Origin of the sequence: Sorangium sp. So ce145 (genome assembly GCF_051525985.1) — a bacterium.
Lineage (GTDB): Bacteria > Myxococcota_A > Polyangia > Polyangiales > Polyangiaceae > Sorangium > Sorangium cellulosum_B.
Genome location: NZ_CP150315.1, coordinates 3,536,405 through 3,555,023 on the forward strand (window position 1 = coordinate 3,536,405; position 18,619 = coordinate 3,555,023).

At 71.0% G+C, this 18,619-nt stretch carries 13 protein-coding genes; 8 read left to right on the forward strand and 5 right to left on the reverse strand.

Annotated elements, in window-relative coordinates; all coding sequences use genetic code 11:
* Positions 1-7: 7 nt before the first annotated feature.
* From WMF34_RS13605 to WMF34_RS13625, 5 genes are all read left to right on the forward strand, one after another.
* Positions 8-550: an SPW repeat domain-containing protein gene (locus WMF34_RS13605; protein WP_437993531.1), complete on the forward strand. Its 543-nt coding sequence runs from the start codon at positions 8-10 to the stop codon at positions 548-550.
* 372 nt (positions 551-922) lie between these two features.
* Positions 923-2,995 (forward strand): hypothetical protein, encoded by a 2,073-nt coding sequence (locus WMF34_RS13610; RefSeq protein ID WP_437993532.1) that lies wholly within the window; start codon positions 923-925, stop codon positions 2,993-2,995.
* Positions 2,992-3,594 (forward strand): hypothetical protein, encoded by a 603-nt coding sequence (locus WMF34_RS13615; RefSeq protein ID WP_437993533.1) that lies wholly within the window; start codon positions 2,992-2,994, stop codon positions 3,592-3,594. Before WMF34_RS13610 ends, WMF34_RS13615 begins: the two co-directional genes overlap by 4 nt.
* A gap of 414 nt (positions 3,595-4,008) precedes the next feature.
* The gene (locus tag WMF34_RS13620; RefSeq protein ID WP_012235248.1) at positions 4,009-4,386 is read left to right on the forward strand and encodes a hypothetical protein; all 378 of its coding nucleotides are present in this window, start codon (positions 4,009-4,011) and stop codon (positions 4,384-4,386) included.
* Positions 4,387-4,402: 16 nt separating this feature from the next.
* A complete protein-coding gene (locus WMF34_RS13625; protein ID WP_437993534.1) occupies positions 4,403-6,862 on the forward strand; it encodes a SpoIIE family protein phosphatase in 2,460 nt (819 codons plus the stop codon).
* 20 nt (positions 6,863-6,882) lie between these two features.
* Here WMF34_RS13625 and WMF34_RS13630 read toward each other — a convergent pair whose 3' ends face one another.
* From WMF34_RS13630 to WMF34_RS13650, 5 genes are all read right to left on the reverse strand, one after another.
* On the reverse strand, positions 6,883-8,154 hold the full coding sequence (locus WMF34_RS13630; RefSeq protein WP_012235250.1) for a purine-cytosine permease family protein: 1,272 nt from the start codon (positions 8,152-8,154) through the stop codon (positions 6,883-6,885).
* An 89-nt stretch (positions 8,155-8,243) separates the two neighbouring features.
* Positions 8,244-9,341, reverse strand: coding sequence for a DUF917 domain-containing protein (locus WMF34_RS13635; RefSeq protein ID WP_437993535.1), 1,098 nt, complete (start codon positions 9,339-9,341; stop codon positions 8,244-8,246).
* Between the two features lie 5 nt (positions 9,342-9,346).
* Positions 9,347-10,888 carry a hydantoinase/oxoprolinase N-terminal domain-containing protein gene (locus tag WMF34_RS13640; RefSeq protein ID WP_012235252.1) on the reverse strand — a complete coding sequence of 514 codons (1,542 nt, stop codon included), beginning with the start codon at positions 10,886-10,888 and terminating at the stop codon, positions 9,347-9,349.
* Between the two features lie 29 nt (positions 10,889-10,917).
* Positions 10,918-12,639, reverse strand: a complete 1,722-nt coding sequence (locus WMF34_RS13645; protein WP_437993536.1) for a hydantoinase B/oxoprolinase family protein — start codon at positions 12,637-12,639, stop codon at positions 10,918-10,920.
* A gap of 33 nt (positions 12,640-12,672) precedes the next feature.
* Positions 12,673-14,733, reverse strand: a complete 2,061-nt coding sequence (locus WMF34_RS13650; RefSeq protein ID WP_437993537.1) for a hydantoinase/oxoprolinase family protein — start codon at positions 14,731-14,733, stop codon at positions 12,673-12,675.
* A 347-nt stretch (positions 14,734-15,080) separates the two neighbouring features.
* Here WMF34_RS13650 and WMF34_RS13655 point away from each other — a divergent pair, with 347 nt between their 5' ends.
* The 3 genes from WMF34_RS13655 to WMF34_RS13665 all read left to right on the forward strand — a co-directional run bounded on the left by WMF34_RS13655 (position 15,081) and on the right by WMF34_RS13665 (position 18,578).
* A complete protein-coding gene (locus tag WMF34_RS13655; RefSeq protein ID WP_437993538.1) occupies positions 15,081-16,673 on the forward strand; it encodes a YifB family Mg chelatase-like AAA ATPase in 1,593 nt (530 codons plus the stop codon).
* A gap of 170 nt (positions 16,674-16,843) precedes the next feature.
* A complete protein-coding gene (gene recA, locus WMF34_RS13660) occupies positions 16,844-17,872 on the forward strand; it encodes a recombinase RecA (RefSeq protein WP_012235256.1) in 1,029 nt (342 codons plus the stop codon).
* 229 nt (positions 17,873-18,101) lie between these two features.
* Positions 18,102-18,578: a single-stranded DNA-binding protein gene (locus tag WMF34_RS13665; protein WP_012235257.1), complete on the forward strand. Its 477-nt coding sequence runs from the start codon at positions 18,102-18,104 to the stop codon at positions 18,576-18,578.
* Positions 18,579-18,619: the final 41 nt, after the last annotated feature.

Here is an 18,619-nt window from a genome sequence, read left to right on the forward strand (position 1 = left end):
GGACCTCATGGCACAATCCGACGTTTCGCTGGGCGCATACGAGCTGCCGACGACCTACCTGCCGCCGGACGACGTACCGACTGCGGAGCTCGCCTCGCTCGCCCCGAGCGCGCGGGACGCGCAGCGGACGACGACGATCCCCTCGAGGCCGCTCCTCGGCGCCGCGCCCCTCGCGCGGATCATCCCCGAGGACGTGCACTCCGCCCTCGATTATTCGAACGGGCTCATCGTCGCTCTGGCCGGGCTCTCCGCGCGGACGAAGGCCGCGAAGATCGCGGGCGTCGCGCTCGGCGCGTCGGTCGTTTTCGTATCCCTGCTCACCGACTGCCGGCTGAGCCTGGCAAAGCGGATACCGATCGAGGCGCACGAGGTCATCGACCATGCCTTCGGCGTGTCGGCGATCGCGGCGCCGTTCGCGCTCGGCTACGCGAAGCGCGACCCGCTCGCCGCGGTGATCCACGTCGCCGCGGGGGCGGTCACGATCCTGGGGTCGCTCCTCACCGACTATCGCGCGGTGACGGGCGCCGGGCGCCGGCCGAGGCGGGCGTAGCCGCGCGCGCGGCCGGCCAGCACCGGCACCTTCCCATGTGCCGAGTCACCCCATCCTCGGTCCCACCAACGCTCCTCAAGGCTCCACGCGAGTCGCTGGTTCCCACCCACGGGACTCGCGATGACCGTACCACAGCGCACGTCACACACACACCGCCGCAGCGAGGCTGAGAGGTTCTCTTGCTTTACTGCGGGAAGCTGCCCCGGATCAGCAGAGAAACCGCCATGGCGCCAAGATCGCCAAGATAAAGAGGGGAGGGCTGTCGCAGGCGCCGCGACGCCTCCCGCACTGCGGTGGCCGATGCGCGGAGGATCGGGACCGACGGTGCCGAGGAATACGAATGCCAGGCGCCGTCGTTGGCACGGGCGACCGATGAAGCACCGATCATCAACCCTCCTCCTGGCCGCGCTCCTCGCCGCGGCTTGCTCGCGCCCTTCCAGAGATACGCCGGCCGTCGAGCGCAGCGCCGAAGTCGCCGGGACGGCGGCGCCGGCTCCGCCGGCCTCTCCGCCGCCGCCGAGGCTTCAGGCCGTCACGCGGGTCGGCAGCGCGCTCGCGCGCGCGCCGCAGGACGACGCGCTCTATCTGGCCGACGAGGACCACGCCGTCCTCCGGCGCATCCCGCTCCCCGTCGACGTGAGCACGCCGCCTGTCGAGATCGCCATGCCGGGGCGGCCGGCGCAGGTGCTCGCGCTCGCGGATCGCGTGCTCGTCACGATCCGCGATCCCGGGCTCCTCCTTATCTTGCGGCCCGATCCGGCGGCGGGGCTCGTGGAAGCGGCCCGCGTGCCCCTGCCGGCCGACGCCTGGGGGCTCGCGATCACGCCCGATGAGCGCACGGCGCTCGTCACCAGCGCCTGGGCGGGCAAGGTCTCCGCGGTGGACCTCGCGACCGCGACCGCGACATGGGCCATCGATGTCCCGCGCGAGCCCCGCGGCGTCGTGATCCGCGAGGACGGCGCGGCCGCGTACGTCACGCACCTGACGTCCGCTTCGCTCACCCGGATCGCGCTGGGCGGCGCTCCCGAGGCCCGGCCGGTCGCCCTCCCTCCGTCGCCTTTCCGGGCTCCTCATGGCAAGTCGCTCTCCGCGTCGCTCGGCTACGCGGCCGCGCTCTCGCCGGATGGCCGCCGCCTCTTCGTCGCGCGCCACGCGCTCGGCGCGCTCGGTGAACAGGCGTGGTTCGGCGCCTCCACGGTCGACGTCCTCATGACGAGCGACGAGGCGCCCCTCGCGCCCCGGCGCCGCCAGGGCGCGCCGCTCTGGCGGTCGAGCGCGCTCGACGGTGCCGCGTTCGACGACGCGGAGCTGGAGCTCCCCAACACCTCGCTCGCCCCGTTCGTCCAGCCGCGCGCGCTCGTGTACCGGAAGAGCACCCGCACCCTGCTCGTCGCCAGCGAGGGCACCGACACCTTGGTAGAGCTCGACGCGCTCGCGGTCGATCCGGCGCTCCGGCCGCTCCGCACCTACGATCTCGGCCGCCACGCGGGCCCCGACGTCTATGTGGCGACCCTGTGCGGCGCGCCCAGCGGCGTCGCGCTGTCCGCGGACGAGTCCATGGCGTGGGTGGTTTGCCGTTCCACGGACGCCCTCGCGATCGTCCGCCTCGACGAGCACCGCGACGACGCTCCGTTCGAGGCTAGCCCCGTGCCGTACATCGCGCTGGCCGGCGCGCCGGTCCCGCAGCAGGCCGCCCTTGGCCGGAAGCTCTTCTACAACGCGGTCGACTGGGGCACGAGCGGCGGCCTCGGATGCGCTGGCTGCCATCCGGACGGGCGCGACGACGGCCATGTGTGGCACGAGGCCCGCGTGATGGACATCGGCGGCGAGAGCGTCAATTTCCTCGGATCCGCCGAGAACCAGCCGGCCGACGTGGAGCCGCGCGGCGGCGTGCCCCGGCAGACTCCCATGCTCGCGGGCCGCGTGTCGGCCGAGGGGCCTTATGGCTGGAACGCCCAGAGCGAGAACCTGGCGGAGCGCCTCCGCGAGGGGTTCGGCCTTCACCGGTGGGGGCCCGGTGGTCTAGGCAACGGCGAGCTCGCCCTGAGGGCGCGCCACCTGGCCGCGTTCCTGCGCGTGGGCCTCGCGCCGCCGCCCAGGGAGGCGCGGAAGCTCACGCCGCAGGAGGAGCATGGCCGCGCCCTCTTCATGAGCGACACGGCGCAGTGCGCGCGCTGCCACGTGCCCGAGACGGAGCACACCGACCGCATGGGCTACCCGATGCCCGGGTTCGCGGTGCGGCCCGGGTTCGCGGACGAGAAGGCGGGCCAGGTGTTCAAGACGCCCTCGCTGCGCTTCGTCGGCGGGACAGCGCCCTATTACCACGATGGATCCGCGAAGACGCTCGAAGAGCTCATCGACGAAAACCAGGACCGGATGGGTCGCACCAGCCACATGTCGAGGAATGACAAGGCGGCGCTCGCCGCCTTCTTGAGGACGTTATGAAGAAGAGAGTGGTGATCGGGATGGTCCTGCTCGGCGCGCTCGCGCCGGCGCAGGCCGCGGAGTCGGTGCTCGCCCCGGCGGGAGCGGCGGGAGCGGCGGGAGGCACGGCGGCCGGGCCGCAGGCGGGAGCCGCGGGAGGCCCGGCGGACGCGGGAGCAGGCGCGGAGGCGCCGCAGAGGCGCGCGCTCGAGGCGACGCCGCCGCCTCCCGAGCGGACGGCGCGGCCGGCAGCGGCCGAGTGGGACGCCGCGGAGCAGGTGTCGCTCGCGCGCGTCGCGAGGGGCGGCGCGTGCAAGGCGCGCCGGCAGCGCGAGTGGCTGCGGATCGATTGCAGCGTTCCGTCGGTGGTCGCCGTGAGGTCGCTCGGCGCTGGGGCCGGAGGCGAGTCTGTCTCGGTCGGCGAGCACAGGGCCGACGAGGACGGTTCCTTTCCGTCGAGCGTCTCGGTGATCTTCCCCGTCCGGATCGGCGACAGGAGGGTCATCGAGATCCTCTCGATCGAGGAAGGATACCGCTTCCAGACCGGGCTCTCGACGAGCGTCATGATCTCCGAGCAATGGCTCGAAGGCGACGCCGGGCCGCTCGTCAGCGCGCTCTGAAACCACGCCGGCGCGACGCGCGACCATCGACGCGCTGCCCTGCGCCTGCCCTGCGAGGCGCCAGGCGCCCGGACGACATCCACACGAATTCGGAGGCATCCCGCGCTCCGAGCCGGGATGCCGCGATCGAGCGGGCGCGCTCTGCATCGAGAGCCTGTTCGCGAAATGTTGCGGTGCTCACCGCGAGACGCCGCATCGTGCGCGCCTTCCATCTGCTACCTGCACTCACGCGTGGCACGTGGCGCGTGGCGCGATCAACCGGGCCCGCGTCGCGCTTGCGGGAAGGGATTGGATCCGGCGCGACTACGTCGTAGTATGGAGAGCTCGCATCGACCATCGCACCGGCCGTCGGCTGCGGCATCCAGAGGAACGATCCGGCGGTCGTCGCGCGCTCGGTCGAGAGATGGAGAAGAGATGAGCTGCTTGAGCGTGGATCCTGTCGTCACCGACAGCTTCGGGATCGAGCCAGCCTTGAGGGACGACACCCTCAGCGTCAAGCTCACCGGCACGGGGGACATGGCGGCATCTCCGCCGCTCAGCAGGTACGTCAAGGCGCTGGAGGGCGAGGTGATGCGCCTCTCGGTGAGCACCGTCGAGTTCGACGTGCGCGACCTGCGCTTCATGAGCTCGAGCTGCCTCAAGGCGTTCGTCGGCTTCATCTGCGGCCTGATGGGCCATGGCCTCAAATGCAGGATACGGTTCGTCACGGACGCGAAGCGGACATGGCAGCGCCGGAGCCTGAAGCCCCTGGATCGCATCTGCCCGGAGCTGGTCTCGATCGCGGATGCATGATCGAGAGCCCGAGGCCATGACGAGGAAGCGTCGGACGCTCGCGTTTCTGATCGACAATGTCGTTGGCGACTACCAGTCCGAGCTGCGCGCCGGGATCGAGCGCGGCGCCGCGGCGCACGACGTCAACCTGCTGACGGCGTTCAGCGACCCGGCCATGGCTCGCCGGCCGGAGGTGGCCGACCGGGGCACCTTCTATCACCTCATCGGCCCTGAGACCGCCGACGGCGTCATCGTCGCCTCGTCGACGCTCTCCCCTTACGGCGGCATGGAGGTCATGCGGTCGTTCTGCCGGTCCTTCGCGCCGCTGCCGGTGTGCAGCATCGGGACCGCGATCGACGGTGTGCCTAGCCTGATGGTCGACAACGCCCTCGGGAGCGAGATATCGGTCGGGCACATGGCGGACGAGCACGGGTGCCGGCGCATCGCGTACATCGGCGGCCCGAGCAGCAGCGAGGAGGCCGCGCTGCGCGCCGGCGGGTACCGGAGGGCGCTTGCGGCGCGGGCGCTCCCTTGCGACGAGCGCCTCCTCGTGTTCGGTGGGTTCACGATCCCGACGGGGCGCGCGGCGATGCGCGAGCTCCTGGCGCGCGGGGTGGCGTTCGACGCCGTGGTGGCGGCCAACGACAGGATGGCGCTCGCGGCGATCGAGGTGCTCAAGGCCGAGGGACGCCGCATCCCCGAAGACGTCCTCGTTTGCGGGTTCGATGACGTCGGCATCGCTCGCTTCACGAAGCCGTCGTTGACGACGGTGCGCCAGCCGATCGAGCGGCTCGGGGGGATGGCCGTGAGCACGGTCCTCCGCATGATCGACGGTGAGGCTGTCGAGGCGCTGCAGCTCGCGCGTGTGGAGCTCACGCAGCGCGAGTCTTGCGGCTGCGGGTACCGCGCGGGCGACACGTTCCTTCAGCCGGTCCCCTCGGTGCGCGGCTTTCCGCGCCCCATCGCGGATCAGCGGGCGTCGCTGGAGCGCGCGCTCGCCAGCAGCGTGGCGATCCCGAGCGGCGCCCTCGACGGCTGGGCGGGCGACCTGCTCGCCGCGATGGAGGCGGAGCTCGCGGGCGACGAGGGGCGCTTCCTGCGCGCGCTCCAGGCGCTCCTCGACGGGGCGAGGCGCCAGGGCGTGCTCCTCGAGGAGTTCCAGGGGGTGATATCGCTCTTGCGATCGCGCGTACAGGGGTCGCCCGTGGGCGGCGACGCAGCGCTGGAGCAGCTCTGGCACGCTGCGCGCATCCTGATCGGGAGCGAGTGCGTGCACGTCGAGGGGGAGCAGCGGCTGAACGTCGAGCTCGCCGCGATCGATGTCACCTACGGCGCGCGGGGCTTCTCCGCGTGCTTGAGCCTGCCCGTGCTCAAGGGGTTGCTGGCGTCGGAGCTGCCGAGGATGCGGTTCTCGGACGTCGCCGTGTCGCTGTACGACGACGCTCAGCACGCCACCATGAAGCCGCTGTTCGTGATGGAGGACGGCCACGAGGTGGAGGTGCCGGCCGTGAGCTTCCCGGCGCACCTCCTCGCGCCCCCGGGCTTCCTGAGCGCCGACGAGCGCATCAGCAGGATCGTGCTTCCGGTTGCGTTCGGCGACGAGGAGAGGTTCGGCGTCGCGGTGCTCGACCACCGCGCCAGCGGGATGATCTACGAGGTGCTGCGCCTCCAGCTCGGCTCCGCGGTCAAGGCCGCGGCGCTGCACCGGCAGGTCGTCCGGGAGGTGGAGCTGCGCGAGCGGCTGGAGCAGGAGCGGGTCCGTCAGGAGAGCCAGGTCGCGGCGCGCATCCAGACCACGCTGGTGCCGAAGCAGCTCTCGATCGAGGGGCTCGACCTCTGCGCGGTCATGAAGCCGGCGGCCGAGGTCGGCGGTGATTACTACGATGTGATCCCGGCGAACGGGGGCGGGTGGCTGGGGATCGGCGACGTCGCGGGGCACGGGCTCGCGGCGGGTCTCATCATGCTGATGATCCAGAGCATGGTATCGGCGCTCACGTGCAACGACCCGGCCGCGAGCCCGGCGAAGGTCATCACGGCGCTCAACAAGGCAATCTACAAGAACGTCCGCGATCGTCTGGAGCGCGACGAGCACGCGACGCTCCTCTTGCTCCGGTACGAGCGCAACGGGCGCGTCACGTTCGCGGGCGCGCACGACGACGTGGTCGTGTGCTCGGCGCGGACGCGGCGGTGCGGGTGCATTCCGAGCTCAGGCGTCTGGATCGGCGCGCTGCCCGAGATCGGCGCGCTGACGCGGGATGCCGAGCTCTACCTTGGGGATGGGGACGTGCTCGTGCTCTACAGCGATGGCGTGACCGAGGCGCGGAACGCCCATCACGAGCAGTTCGGGCTGGAGCGGCTCTGCGCCGTCATCGAGGCTGTCCAGACGGAGCCTGTCGGCGTCATTCGCGACCGGATCCTCGATGCGGTCGAGGGGTGGTGCCCGAGCCCGGACGACGACATCACGATCGTCGTGGCGAGGTATCGCGCGCCCGAGTAGCTGCGGCGGGGCGGGGCTCTTCATGAAGCCGCTTTTCCCCGATTCAGCGCGACGTGGGCGAGCAAGCCGCCCAGGAGCGCGTTGATGGCCGGGATGCCAGCGTCGATGAGGTATCCCGCCGCCACGCCGCCTGCCCAGGCGAGGAGCGGTCGAAGACTCAGGGGTTCCACCTGCGAGGGAAGCGAGCCGGCGGACCGGGTGCGCTCGAGCACCGCGCGATGTCGGCGCACGACGTAGTATTCGGCGATCATGATGCCGGCGATAGGCGGGAAAGCGATCCCGAGCAGCGTGAGAAATCCGATGAGGTGCTCCAGGATCCCGGCGATCGAGAGCGCCGTCCCTGCCGCACCCACCGCGAGCGTCATCGCGCTCCGCGGGACGTGTCGGCTCGTCGTCTGATGGACCGTGTTCACCAGGGCGAGGGAGGCCGAGTACAGATTCCAGTCGTTGATCTTCAACGTGGCCGTTACGAGGATCGCCGCGCCGGCGACCCCGACCTCCGTCGTCACGATGTGGACGACATCCGCGCTCTGGACGGCGTGCGCCAGGAGCACGCCGGTGAGGCCGATCGTGTACTCGCCGAGAGTCACCCCGACGAGCGTTTGCTTTACCACGTCGGCCGCCGAACGGTTGTAGCGGGTCATGTCCGGGGTGAGGACCGCGCCCACGATGAACCCGCCGGCCACCAGCGTCGCGCCGGCTGCGATGCTCATGGGCTCTCCTGGCGGAGGCATCGATATGAGGTCGGCCAGCTGGTGCCGGGCGAGGGCGCTCCGGATGGCCCAGGCGCTGAGGGCGAGGAAGAGCGGAACCGTGATGTACGAGGTCCAGGCCATCGAGCTGAACCCGTAAATCACGATCAACGTGACGGCGGCCCCGGTGAGGACGCAATAGACCCACAGCGGCACCTGCGTGCCGGCGAGCGCCGCGAGGCCCTTGGCGAAGATGGCGTTCTGGACACCGAACCACCCGACCAGGCTCACCGCCGTGCACAGGCCGAACAGAGACGAGCCGTGACGTCCCAAGCCGGTCCACTGGGCGAGGACATACGTGGACAGGCCCTCTCGCTGGCCGGCGATTCCGGTGAGCACCGCGACGACCTCCAGGAGGACGACACCCAGCGTTATCGCCCAGAAGGCGCCCCAGAAGGTCATGTGGAAGCCGAGCGTGGCGCCGAGGAGGAGCTGCGACAGCGCGGAGAGCTCGCCGAACCGCTGGACGGCGACGCTCCACCACGGGTAGCGCGCGGCCTCGGGCACCCGGGCAAGGGGGAAGTCGTCGCGCCCGATCATACCCTAGCGCCGCGCCTTCGCTGTGGTCCCGCGGCCGTGGTGCTGGCCCGCGCGCGGCGTCTCGCGTGTCTCGCGTCCGTCGCGCGCGCTCACGGCTCGCTCTCCTCGAGGGGGACGAAATCGAGATCGATGCCGAAGGCGCGGGGCCCGAAGACCTCCAGCGCCTCGGGTGTGCGCAGGAGCGGCGGCGCCGCCACGCCGATGACCTTCACCTGCTGCCCGTAGCGCAGCGCCTCCGTGGTGATCGGCTCCGCGGTCTCGCGATCCAGGATGCATACGAGATCAGGCACGCTGCACAGGACGCGCGTCCCGACGCGGGCGACCAGATTCTCGTTCTGGATTAGCACCTCCAGCGTCTCCCCGGAGCCCTCGGTGTCCCGGAGTTGCACCCAGCCCCTGGCGAAGCCCTCTGTCGTGCGGCGGTAGACCTCGACCACCTTGCCAGTCCAGAGGACACGGCCGTGACGGTAGGGCGTCTCTCGGAGAGCACCGACGAGGCGATCGAACGGATCTCTGTGCTGCTCGTTCGCCTCCCGGATCGCCTTCCCGAGCGCCAGGCAGACGCCCAGGGTGCCACCGATGGCCGCTCGCCGCACCGTCGGCCCATCCATGGGGTACTCGGCGGTGTGCGCGCAGCCTCCCATGCGGATCGTGATGCCGCGGGAGATCCACTCCATCTTGAAGTTGTCGCAGGCCGTGACGATCACCGTGTCGCCGTGCTCGTCCGTGATGGCCATCGGCGTTCCGGGGACGCCGTGGACATGAAATGTCACCTGGTACATGTTGGGAAAGGCGCGGCCCATTCCGTCGGCGTCCACGACCGGCAGCCCGAGCTGCGCTCCCACGATGAGCGGCACGGTCGAGTTCATCCCGCCCGCCTCGGCGGGCATGGTGCATGTCGCCCGGACGCCGAGGAATGCCTCCAGCCGGCGCAGCGAGAGCGCGGTCTCGTCGCCGCGCGGTATCTTCTCGATGAGGCAGGTCGGAGCGCCCATCATCCCCGTAGGGATCACGTAATCTCCGTCTCCCACCTCCGCGAGGTGGACGATCTCCACGCGGCGCCCTTCCTCCATCACGCGCTCGAGCATCAGCCGGCCGATATAGGTATCTCCGCCGCCGCCCGTGCCGAGGAAGGCGGCGCCGAGGGACAGGTCGGGCAGGTCCTTGCGCTCCAGCATGAATCCCATCCTCCTCACCCGTTCCGCAGATCGCCGATCGCCTTGACCCGGATCCGGGTCGCGCTGGACGGCAGGTAGGCGAGCGGCACCTCCTCGATGTCGAGGAGGTGGATGCTGGCCGGGTCAGCGCCTGCGGCCGAGGCCTTCGCGATCGCCTCCGCCTGCGCCTCTGCCAGCGCGTCGTCCCGGGATCGGCTCTCCAGGTTGACGACCCGGTCCACCTCGCCGGACACGTGCGCGATGGCGGCGCCGACTGCGTTGGCGACCTCGGCATGCTGAGGCCTGATGATCTCGGAGGTCCCCTGGAGCGGCCTGCAAATCAGCGAGGAGCCGCCGCCCACGAGGACCACCGGAATGTCCGCCGCCGCGGGCTTGCCCCGATCGATGGCGGCCTCGACCATCTCGTGGATCCGCAGCGCCGCGCGTGCGACGAGCTCGTCTGGGAGGTGCGCGACTTTCGCGCGGTCGCCAATGACGGCGCACCCTGCGGCCACGGCGATGTCCGTGGCGGTCAGCGTGTCGCCCCCGAACACCAGCGCTCGCTGTGTCAGCTCGTGGCCGGCGCTTCGCGCCCCGATCCGGAGAGGTCCGTCGAGCACATGGCTTCCGCCGCCGAGCCCGATGGACAGGACGTCGGGCATGCGGAAGTTGCAGCGCACGCCAGCCACCCGCAGCGTCATCGACGCTTCGCGTGGCAGCCCGCGGCGCAGCGCACCCACGTCGGTTGTGGTGCCGCCGATATCGACCACCATCGCGTCCGTGAGGCCCGTGAGGAAAGCGGCGCCGCGCATCGAGTTCGTGGGGCCCGAGCACAAGGTGAAGGCCGGATAGCGCTCCGCCCGGTCGGAGCTCATCAGGGTGCCGTCGTTCTGGGTGAGATAGAGCGGCGCCAAGACGCCGGCCCGCGCCAAGGCGTCGTGGAACGCTCGGATCGTCGTCGTCGAAACGTCCTTGAGGCAGGCGTTCAAGATGGCGGCGTTCTCCCGCTCGAGGAGCCCCATCCGGCCGATCTCGTGCGACAGGCTGAGGGAAGCGTCCGGCAGCACCTCCCGCAGGATCGCCGCGGCCTCGAGCTCGGCCTCGGGGTTGACGGGTGAAAAGACGCTGGCGATCGCGACGGAGCGGAGGCCTCTCCGGCCGATCTCCCGGGCGATGCGGCGCAGCTCGCCAGCCTCGACGGGCGACAGCCGGCGACCATCGAACTCGTGACCTCCATGGGCCAGAAACCCGTGGTCGCCAAGCGCCCTGCGCAGATCGCAAGGCCAGTCCACCATCGGCGGCAGCGCCGCGGTCGCCGGCAGCCCGAGCCGCACCGCCGCGACCTCCTGCAGCCGGCGGCGCTCCACGAGCGCATTCGTGAAATGGGTGGTGCCGAGCATGACGCCGCGGATCTGGCCGACCGGTACCCGCGCTCGTTCCAAGAGGCGGCTCACAGCCTCGAGGACGCCGCCGCTCACGTCGGCCGTGGTCGGCACCTTGACCGTTGCCACGACGTCTGCGCCGTCCATCATGACGGCGTCGGTGTTGGTCCCTCCGACGTCGATCCCCATGCGCATGAACAGTCACCTCCACCGAAGCCGCGGGTTCATGCCTTGTCGGAGCGGAGGGGCGAAGGCGCCGGCTCCTCCGCGGCGCGCAGGCCGTAATCGCGCCTGGCCTGCTCCTCGGTGATGTAGCCGCAGCGCAGATCGTCGAGCACGCGCGCGCGGCTCCGCCGCGCGGGATCGCCGTACCCGCCGCCCGTGCCGGTGTGGAGCCGGCAGAGCTCACCCCGCTTGAGGAGGTGACGGGCGCACTTGCCCATCGCTCTCCGGCTGCCGTCCTCGTGCACGAGCTCCAGGTAGTTGGGCGAGCCCTGGTGGCCGCCGTTCAGCCCCCACGGCGGGAATCGATGCCGACCGAAGGTCGCGGTCACCGTAGCCCACGCCGACGTGATGCGGTAATCGCGCACGAGGCCACGCCCGCCGCGGCGCTCTCCCGCCCCGCCGTCCACGATATCCAGCGCGTACTGCTCGACGCGGAGCCCGTAACGGGTCTCGCAGATCTCGACGGGGATCATGTAGGTCTCGCCGTCGCCGGCGCAGACGAGGCCGTTCTCGCCGTCCTTGTCCGCGCCCGCCCCCCAGCCGCCCGCCTGCGGCTCGACGAGGAGAAAGGGAGTTCCATCGTCGGGGTGGATGCCATGGATGATCGTGCCGCAGACGGAGAGGAAATGTCCGGCGGTCAGGCGACGCGGGGCGAGGTGCGCCAGGGCCTTCCAGACGAGATCGGTCGCGTACTGCATCGTCTCCCAGTAGGTGGAGACGGGAGCCGGCCTTTCCGCCGTGAAGATCGTCCCCGGAGGGCACACGACCTGGACCGGTCGGAACACGCCTTCATTGGTCGGGAGCAGAGGATCGGTGATCGCCTTCCAGGCCTGGCGTACCGCCGAATGCAGGCCGGTGCGGCCGCAGTTGATCGGCCCCGGCACCTGCGCGCTCGTCCCTGTGAAATCGCAGAGGAAGCTGTCGTCGATCGTCACCTTCACCCGCACCTCGAACGGGCCGTTCCCGATGCCGTCGTCGTCGATGAAGTCGGTCGCGTCGTACGTTCCGCGGGGGAGCCTCGCCAGCTCCAGGCGAGCCCTGCGCTCTCCCTCACCGAGGAGCTCCTCCATGGCGCGGAGGACGGTGCCCTTGCCGAACTTGCGGAGGATGCGGTGCAGCGCCCGCTCGCCCACGCGCAGCGCGCCCACGCAGGCGTGCAGGTCGCCGAGCGTCGCGTCGGGCGTGCGCACGTTGGCCCGGATGAGCTCGAGGAGCCCCTCGTCGGGCCTTCCGGCCTCGAAGAGCTTGATGCCCGGGAACTGGAGCCCTTCCTGGAACACGTCGGTCGCGTCCGTGGTCCATGAGCCCGGGTCCTTGCCGCCCACCTCGGTCCAGTGCGCCTTGTTCACGGCGAAGGCAACGAGCTCGCCCTCATGGAAGATCGGCATGATCAGCGCGACGTCGGACAGGTGCGTGCCGCCGCCCGCGTAGGGATCGTTCAGGATGACGATATCGCCGCTCGTCAGGCGCTCTCTGCCGAGCTTGTTGAGGACGTGGGCCACGCCGAAGCTCAGTGCGCCGATGAAGTCGGCGACCCCGTTGCCCTGGGTGAGGAGGTCTCCGCGCGCGTCCGTGAGCCCGGCGGCGTAGTCGAGGACCTCGTAGATGATGGGGCTCATGGCGGTCCGCTGCAGCGCGTGGAACATCTCGTCACCAGCGGCGATGAGCTCGTTCTTGATGATCTCGAGCGTGAAGGGATCGATCCTCGTTGTCGTGCTCATGACAGCTCCGTCGGTTCAGGGGTCGGCCGCGCCTCACCCGGCGGGGGCGTCGATGTCGATGAGGAGGCTGCCCTGCTCGTGGACCGTGAGGCGATCTCCTGGAAACAGGACCGTCGACGCGGCCGGCTCCTCGACGACGGCCGGTCCATCGACGTGCATGCCGGGCCTCAGGCGAGCACGCTCGTAAAGGGGGCTCTGCAGGATACCGAGCTCGTCGAAGTCGACGGCGCGGGCGCCTTTGCGCGCGGGCTCGGGATCCGGCGGCGAGCGCTCGAGCCGCGCCGCGCGCGGCCTGTCCACGGCGCCGAGGGCTGCGACGTGGAGGCTCACGATCTCCACCGCCGCGTCCAGGCGGAACGTGTAGTGCTGCTCGTGGAGCGCGTGGAAGCGCTCGATGGTTTCTTCCAGGGCGGAGCCATCCAGCGCGCCTGCGGGGAGGGGGACCTTGACCGTATGCTCCTGGCCTGCATAACGCAGCTCGGCGAAGCGGCGCGTGGAGACGCGGGCCGGGTCGATCCCTCCCCGGCAGACGCGGGCGCTGCTCTCGTGCTCGATCTCCCGGAGGAGCGCGGCGAGCGCGGTCGTCTGCGACGGCTGGGCGCGCACCATCGCGGTTCGGACGATGTCGGCCCGCATATCGGCCATGAGCATGCCCCAGGCCGAGAAATGCGCCGGCGCGACAGGGATGACGACCCGCCGGATCCGGAGGCCGCGCGCCAGGGCCGAGGCGTGCATGGAGCCGCCGCCTCCGAAAGCGATAAGCGCGAACTCCCGCGGATCGTGCCCGCGGCGGAGGGTCATGCGCCTGAGCAAGCTCTCCGTGATCGCGTTCGCGAGGCGGAGGATCCCCCGGGCGGCCTCGGGCTCAGTGACGCCGCAGGGCGCGGCGATGCGGCGGATCGCCCTGCGGGCGGCCTGCACGTCGAGCGGGATGCGACCGCCGAGGAAGTACGCGGGGTTGATGCGACCGCAAAGGAGGTTCGCGTCGGTGGTGGTCGGCTCCGCTCCTCCTCGACCGTAGCAGGCCGGCCCCGGCACGGCGCCTGCCGACCGCGGGCCGACCTCTAGCCGTCCGGCGTCGTCGATGCGGGCGATGGAGCCGCCGCCGGCGCCGATCTCCGCGATGTCGACCACCGGGATCATGACGGGGTATCCGGGGGACGTCGGGGTCCACTCCACCTTGTACTCGGTGGTGACGCGCGCCTCCCCGCCCTGGAGGACAGCGCATTTGGCGGTCGTGCCCCCGATGTCGAGGGAGATGATGTCGTGCTCCCCGAGGAGCTGCCCGAGGGCGATGGCGCCGAGCACGCTGCCCGCAGGCCCGGACTCGACGAGGCGGATGGGCGCGGCGCGCGCGTCGGGAAACGTGGTGATGCCGCCGCTCGACTGCATGACATGGAGCGATGTGCCCGCCGCGCCGAGCCCGGTCAGGCTGCTCTCCAGGCCGCTCAGGTAGGCGGCGGCGAGCGGCTGGACATAGGCGTTCAGCACTGCGGTGCTCGTGCGTTCGTACTCGCGCCACTCCCGCGTGATCTCGGACGACGCGCTCACCGGCGTGGAGGGGGCCTCCGCCCGTGCGATCTCGGCGGCGCGGCGCTCGTGGGCCGGGTTCCGGTAGGCGTGCAGGAAGCAGATGGCAATCGCGTGGGCGCCCCGGTCGAGGAGCGCGCGGACGCTGCGCCGGACGCCGTCCTCGTCCAGGGGCGTGAGCGCCTCGCCCTTGTGGTCCATCCGCTCCGTGACCTCGAGGCGGAGATCTCGGGGGACGAAGGGCTCGGGCTTGCGGAAGGAGAAGTTGTAGATGTCCGGCCGGTTGGCACGGCCGATCTCCAGCACGTCGCGAAAGCCCCGCGTCGTGAGCAGCCCAGTGCGCGCGCCTTTGCGCTCGGTGAGGGCGTTGATGATCAAGGTGGTGCCGTGGATGAAAGCCCGTATCCGGGCGGCCTCGATCCGTGCTGGATCGAGGGTCTCCAGGACGCCGCGCGTGAGATCGTCCGGTGTGGTGGGGACCTTGGCGAGCGAGAGCTCTCCTGTGTCCTCGTCGAAGGCGACGAGGTCGGTGAACGTCCCGCCGATGTCGCTGGCAACACGCATGAGCACGTCTTCCTGGATGGGTCGAGCCACCCGTGCCGCGGGGCCGGGCGGTCAAGGCCGCTGGGCCGGGAGGCCAGGGCCGCTCCGCCTCGTCGGCTCTCCTCCGCCGGGGCGCCACGGCAGCGCATCCGTTCCGGCTCGGATCCATCCCTGTGCTCCTGGCGCGCCCATGTCAATGATGGAGCTCACGCGCGCCTGCCAGGCGCGACGGCGGGAGTTCCGGGCACGCGCGCCGAGCCCCTGGCGGCCGCCACCCTCTCCGCCGCGTTCGCCACCCCTCCCGCCGCGAAATTCCCTGAGTTCGCCGCCCTCTCGGCCTGGCACGCCTTTCGCGAAAGGGCTCTGGCATGCAGGCTACGGCGCTCACGTTCTCTCTGCTCGGGCTCGACGCGCACCCCATCCGGGTGGAGGTCGACTCGGGCCGCGGTCCGTCGTTCTTCCAGATGGTGGGCCTCGCCGAGGCGAGCGTCCGCGAGAGCCGCGTGCGGGTCCGCGCCGCGCTCCAGCAACTGGGCATCGAGCTTGACGAATATGTGATCACCGTGAACCTCGCCCCGGCAGACCTCAAGAAGAGCGGTGGCGCGTACGACCTCGCCATCGCGATCGCCGCGCTCGCAGCGCTCGGCAAGGTGCCCGCCGAGGGGCTCGACCGGATTGGCCTGCTGGGCGAGCTGTCGTTGAGCGGCGCGGTGCGCCCCGTGCGCGGCGTCCTGCCGGCGCTGCGCGGCGCGGCGGCGCAGGGGGTTACGCGCGCGATCGTGCCCCAGGGAAACGCGCGCGAAGCGGCGAGCGTGGCTGGCATCGACGTCCTCATCGCGGAGCACCTCGGCCAGGTCGTCGCGCACCTCCGCGGCAACAAGCCCCTTCCGGGCGCGGGGACCATGGCCGCGATCGACGCGGAGCCGAGCGCTGCAGCGGCAGATCTCGCGGAGGTCCGCGGCCAGCACGGGGCGCGCCGCGCCCTCGAGATCGCCGCTTCCGGGGGACACAACCTGATCATGGTCGGCCCGCCAGGCAGCGGAAAGACCATGCTTGCTCGGCGCCTGCCAACGGTCTTGCCGCCGATGTCCTACGACGAGGCGCTCGATATCACCGCGATCCACTCCGTCGCCGGGCTGCTCTCCCCGGACAGGGGCCTCGTCGCGATTCGCCCGTTCCGCGCCCCGCATCATACCGTGAGCGCCGCGGGCCTCGTCGGCGGCGGGGATCCCATCCGCCCCGGCGAGGTTTCCCTGGCCCACCACGGGTGCCTGTTCCTCGACGAGCTGCTCGAGTTCCGCCGCGGCGTCCTCGAGGCGCTCCGCGAGCCGCTCGAAGAGGGCACGGTCGCCCTTTGCCGCGCCCGCGCCCGCGTCGTGTTCCCGGCGCGTCCGATCCTGGTGGCCGCCATCAACCCCTGTCCGTGCGGCTTCCATGGCGACCGCGGCAATCGCTGCGCCTGCTCCCTCGATCGTGTCCGCGCCTACCGCGCGCGGCTGAGCGGGCCGATGCTCGATCGCATCGATCTTCACATCTCCTTGCCGCCCGTCGACGTCGCTCACCTGTGCGCGCCGCTCGCCGACGGCCGGTCGTCGCTCGACGCGCCCGAGAGCTCCGCGGCGGTGCGGGCGCGCGTGGTCGAGGCCCGGGCCGCGCAGCGGGCGCGCTTCGAGGCGGGGGAGGTGGCGGCGACGCACAACGCCGAGCTCGGCCCGCGCGATCTCGCGCGCGTCGCCATGCCGGACGCGACCGGCGCGCGCGTGCTCGCGTCGGCCGTGGAGCGGCTCGGCCTCTCGGCGCGGGCGTATACCAAGGTGCTGCGGGTCGCCCGCACGCTCGCCGACATGGACAGGAGCTCTGCCGTGCGGGCAGCGCACGTGGCCGAGGCGATCGGCGCGCGACTGTTCGATCGCGAGGCCGCCTGCGGGCCGGCCCCCGCCACCACCGCCGCGGGCGCCTGAGCTCGCCGCAGGGCCAAGGAGCACCGCGCCCGCAGAGATGCGGGCGCGATCGCGGCCGCCCCGACGGCCGCGCTGGATCGTCTGTCTGCGCGCTCGGGGGCGCGCACGTTCAACACGCAACCGTTGAACCGCGACAAGCAACGAACGCACGTCGAAGAGGAGAGACCGAGATGATGACCGAGATCGCTGAGAAGCTCCGCACCGTGAAGACCGTCGTCGGCACCATCGAGAAGCAGTTCGGGAAGGGGGCGATCATGTCATTGAACGACGAGAACGAGACCCGGGACATCGGCCTGATCCGGACCGGATCCCTGTCGCTCGACGCGGCGCTGGGGATCGGGGGATACCCGCGCGGGCGCATCGTGGAGATCTATGGCCCGGAGTCGTCGGGGAAGACGACGCTCACCTTGCACGCGATGCGGGAGGCGCAGCGCGCGGGCGGCGTCGCCGCGTTCATCGACGCCGAGCACGCGTTCGACGTCACGTACGCGCGCTCGGTCGGCGTCGACATCGACAGGCTGCTCGTCTCGCAGCCGGACAACGGCGAGCAGGCGCTCGAGATCGTCGAGATGCTCGCGCGCTCGAGCGCCGTTGACGTGATCGTCGTCGACTCGGTGGCTGCGCTCACGCCGAAGGCCGAGATCGAGGGGGACATGGGCGATTCGCACATGGGGCTCCAGGCGCGGCTGATGAGCCAGGCGCTGCGGAAGCTCACGGGCATATGCCACCGCACCGACACCACGCTCATCTTCATCAACCAGCTCCGGCAGAAGATCGGCGTCGTCTTCGGTAATCCCGAGGTGACGACCGGCGGCAATGCGCTCAAGTTCTACGCGAGCGTACGGCTCGACGTGCGCCGGGTGGGGCCGGTGAAGGTGAGCGACGAGGCCATTGGAAGCAGGACGCGCGTCAAGGTGGTCAAGAACAAGATGGCTCCTCCGTTCAGAGAAGCCGAGTTCGACATCCGGTGGGGAGCGGGCATCGACGGCGCGGCGGATCTCATCGACTTCGCCTGCCAGCTCGGCGTGGTGGAGAAGAGCGGCGCGCACCTGTCGTTCGCGGGCGAGCACATCGGGCAGGGGAGGGAGCGCGCCCGCGAGGCGCTGATCGGCAAGCCGACGCTCGCCACGTCGCTCCGCGCCGCCGTCGACGCGGCGGCGCCGGGGCGGCCCGGAGGCGGCGCGGCGATGGATTCCTGAGGAGACCGGTGAGAGGGCGAGTCCGGCGAACGGGCGCCGCCGGACCCGCTCCTCGTATTCCACGACGACACGGCGCCTCACGAGGAGCGACGCAGCACGGTAGGCAAGGTGACAAGGAAGTCAACGAGAGAAGACGGCAGAGACGACCGAGACGACGGCAAACGATAGTAGACGATAGTTGGCGACGGCAAACGACAGCAGACGACGACACCAAGCACAGGAGCACATCATGAACGAAGGGCTGAACAAGGTGATTCTCATGGGCAACCTCGGCGCGGATCCGGAGCTGCGCTACACCGGCAACGGCACGCCGGTGCTCCAGCTCCGCATGGCGACGAACGAGTCGTTCGTCGACAAGAACAAGGAGCCCAAGGAGCGCACCGAGTGGCACAACATCGTGTTCTGGGGGCAGCGCGCCGAGGCGCTCGCGAAGGTGCTGACCAAGGGCGACGGCGTGCTGATCGAGGGCGGGCTGCGCACGTCGAGCTACGAGAAAGACGGGATCCGCCGCTACCGCACCGAGGTGATCGCGCGGGACCTCCGCTTCACCGGCCGCCGGGCCCTGGCGCAGCCGCCGCCGGGGCTGGAGGACGACGGCGAGGCGACGCAGCCCGGGACGGGGGTGCCGACCACCGCGCGGCTCGGCAAGAACGGCGCGCGGGGGCGGCCGCCGGAGGGGCCCGCGCTGGATGAGCTGCCGTACTGAGGCGGTCAGGCGGGGAGCTCTCGCGAGGCGGCTGTGCGAGC

Excerpts from the sequence above, each read along its gene's own strand:
- WMF34_RS13635 (WP_437993535.1), bottom strand. The coding sequence starts at position 9,341 with ATGGGATTCATGCTGGAGCGCAAGGACCTGCCCGACCTGTCCCTCGGC.
- WMF34_RS13650 (WP_437993537.1), bottom strand. The coding sequence starts at position 14,733 with ATGCGTGTTGCCAGCGACATCGGCGGGACGTTCACCGACCTCGTCGCC.
- WMF34_RS13655 (WP_437993538.1), top strand. The coding sequence starts at position 15,081 with ATGCAGGCTACGGCGCTCACGTTCTCTCTGCTCGGGCTCGACGCGCAC.
- WMF34_RS13665 (WP_012235257.1), top strand. The coding sequence starts at position 18,102 with ATGAACGAAGGGCTGAACAAGGTGATTCTCATGGGCAACCTCGGCGCG.
- WMF34_RS13625 (WP_437993534.1), top strand. The coding sequence starts at position 4,403 with ATGACGAGGAAGCGTCGGACGCTCGCGTTTCTGATCGACAATGTCGTT.
- WMF34_RS13615 (WP_437993533.1), top strand. The coding sequence starts at position 2,992 with ATGAAGAAGAGAGTGGTGATCGGGATGGTCCTGCTCGGCGCGCTCGCG.
- WMF34_RS13605 (WP_437993531.1), top strand. The coding sequence starts at position 8 with ATGGCACAATCCGACGTTTCGCTGGGCGCATACGAGCTGCCGACGACC.
- WMF34_RS13640 (WP_012235252.1), bottom strand. The coding sequence starts at position 10,888 with ATGCGCATGGGGATCGACGTCGGAGGGACCAACACCGACGCCGTCATG.
- WMF34_RS13645 (WP_437993536.1), bottom strand. The coding sequence starts at position 12,639 with ATGAGCACGACAACGAGGATCGATCCCTTCACGCTCGAGATCATCAAG.
- WMF34_RS13620 (WP_012235248.1), top strand. The coding sequence starts at position 4,009 with ATGAGCTGCTTGAGCGTGGATCCTGTCGTCACCGACAGCTTCGGGATC.
- WMF34_RS13630 (WP_012235250.1), bottom strand. The coding sequence starts at position 8,154 with ATGATCGGGCGCGACGACTTCCCCCTTGCCCGGGTGCCCGAGGCCGCG.
- recA (WP_012235256.1), top strand. The coding sequence starts at position 16,844 with ATGATGACCGAGATCGCTGAGAAGCTCCGCACCGTGAAGACCGTCGTC.
- WMF34_RS13610 (WP_437993532.1), top strand. The coding sequence starts at position 923 with ATGAAGCACCGATCATCAACCCTCCTCCTGGCCGCGCTCCTCGCCGCG.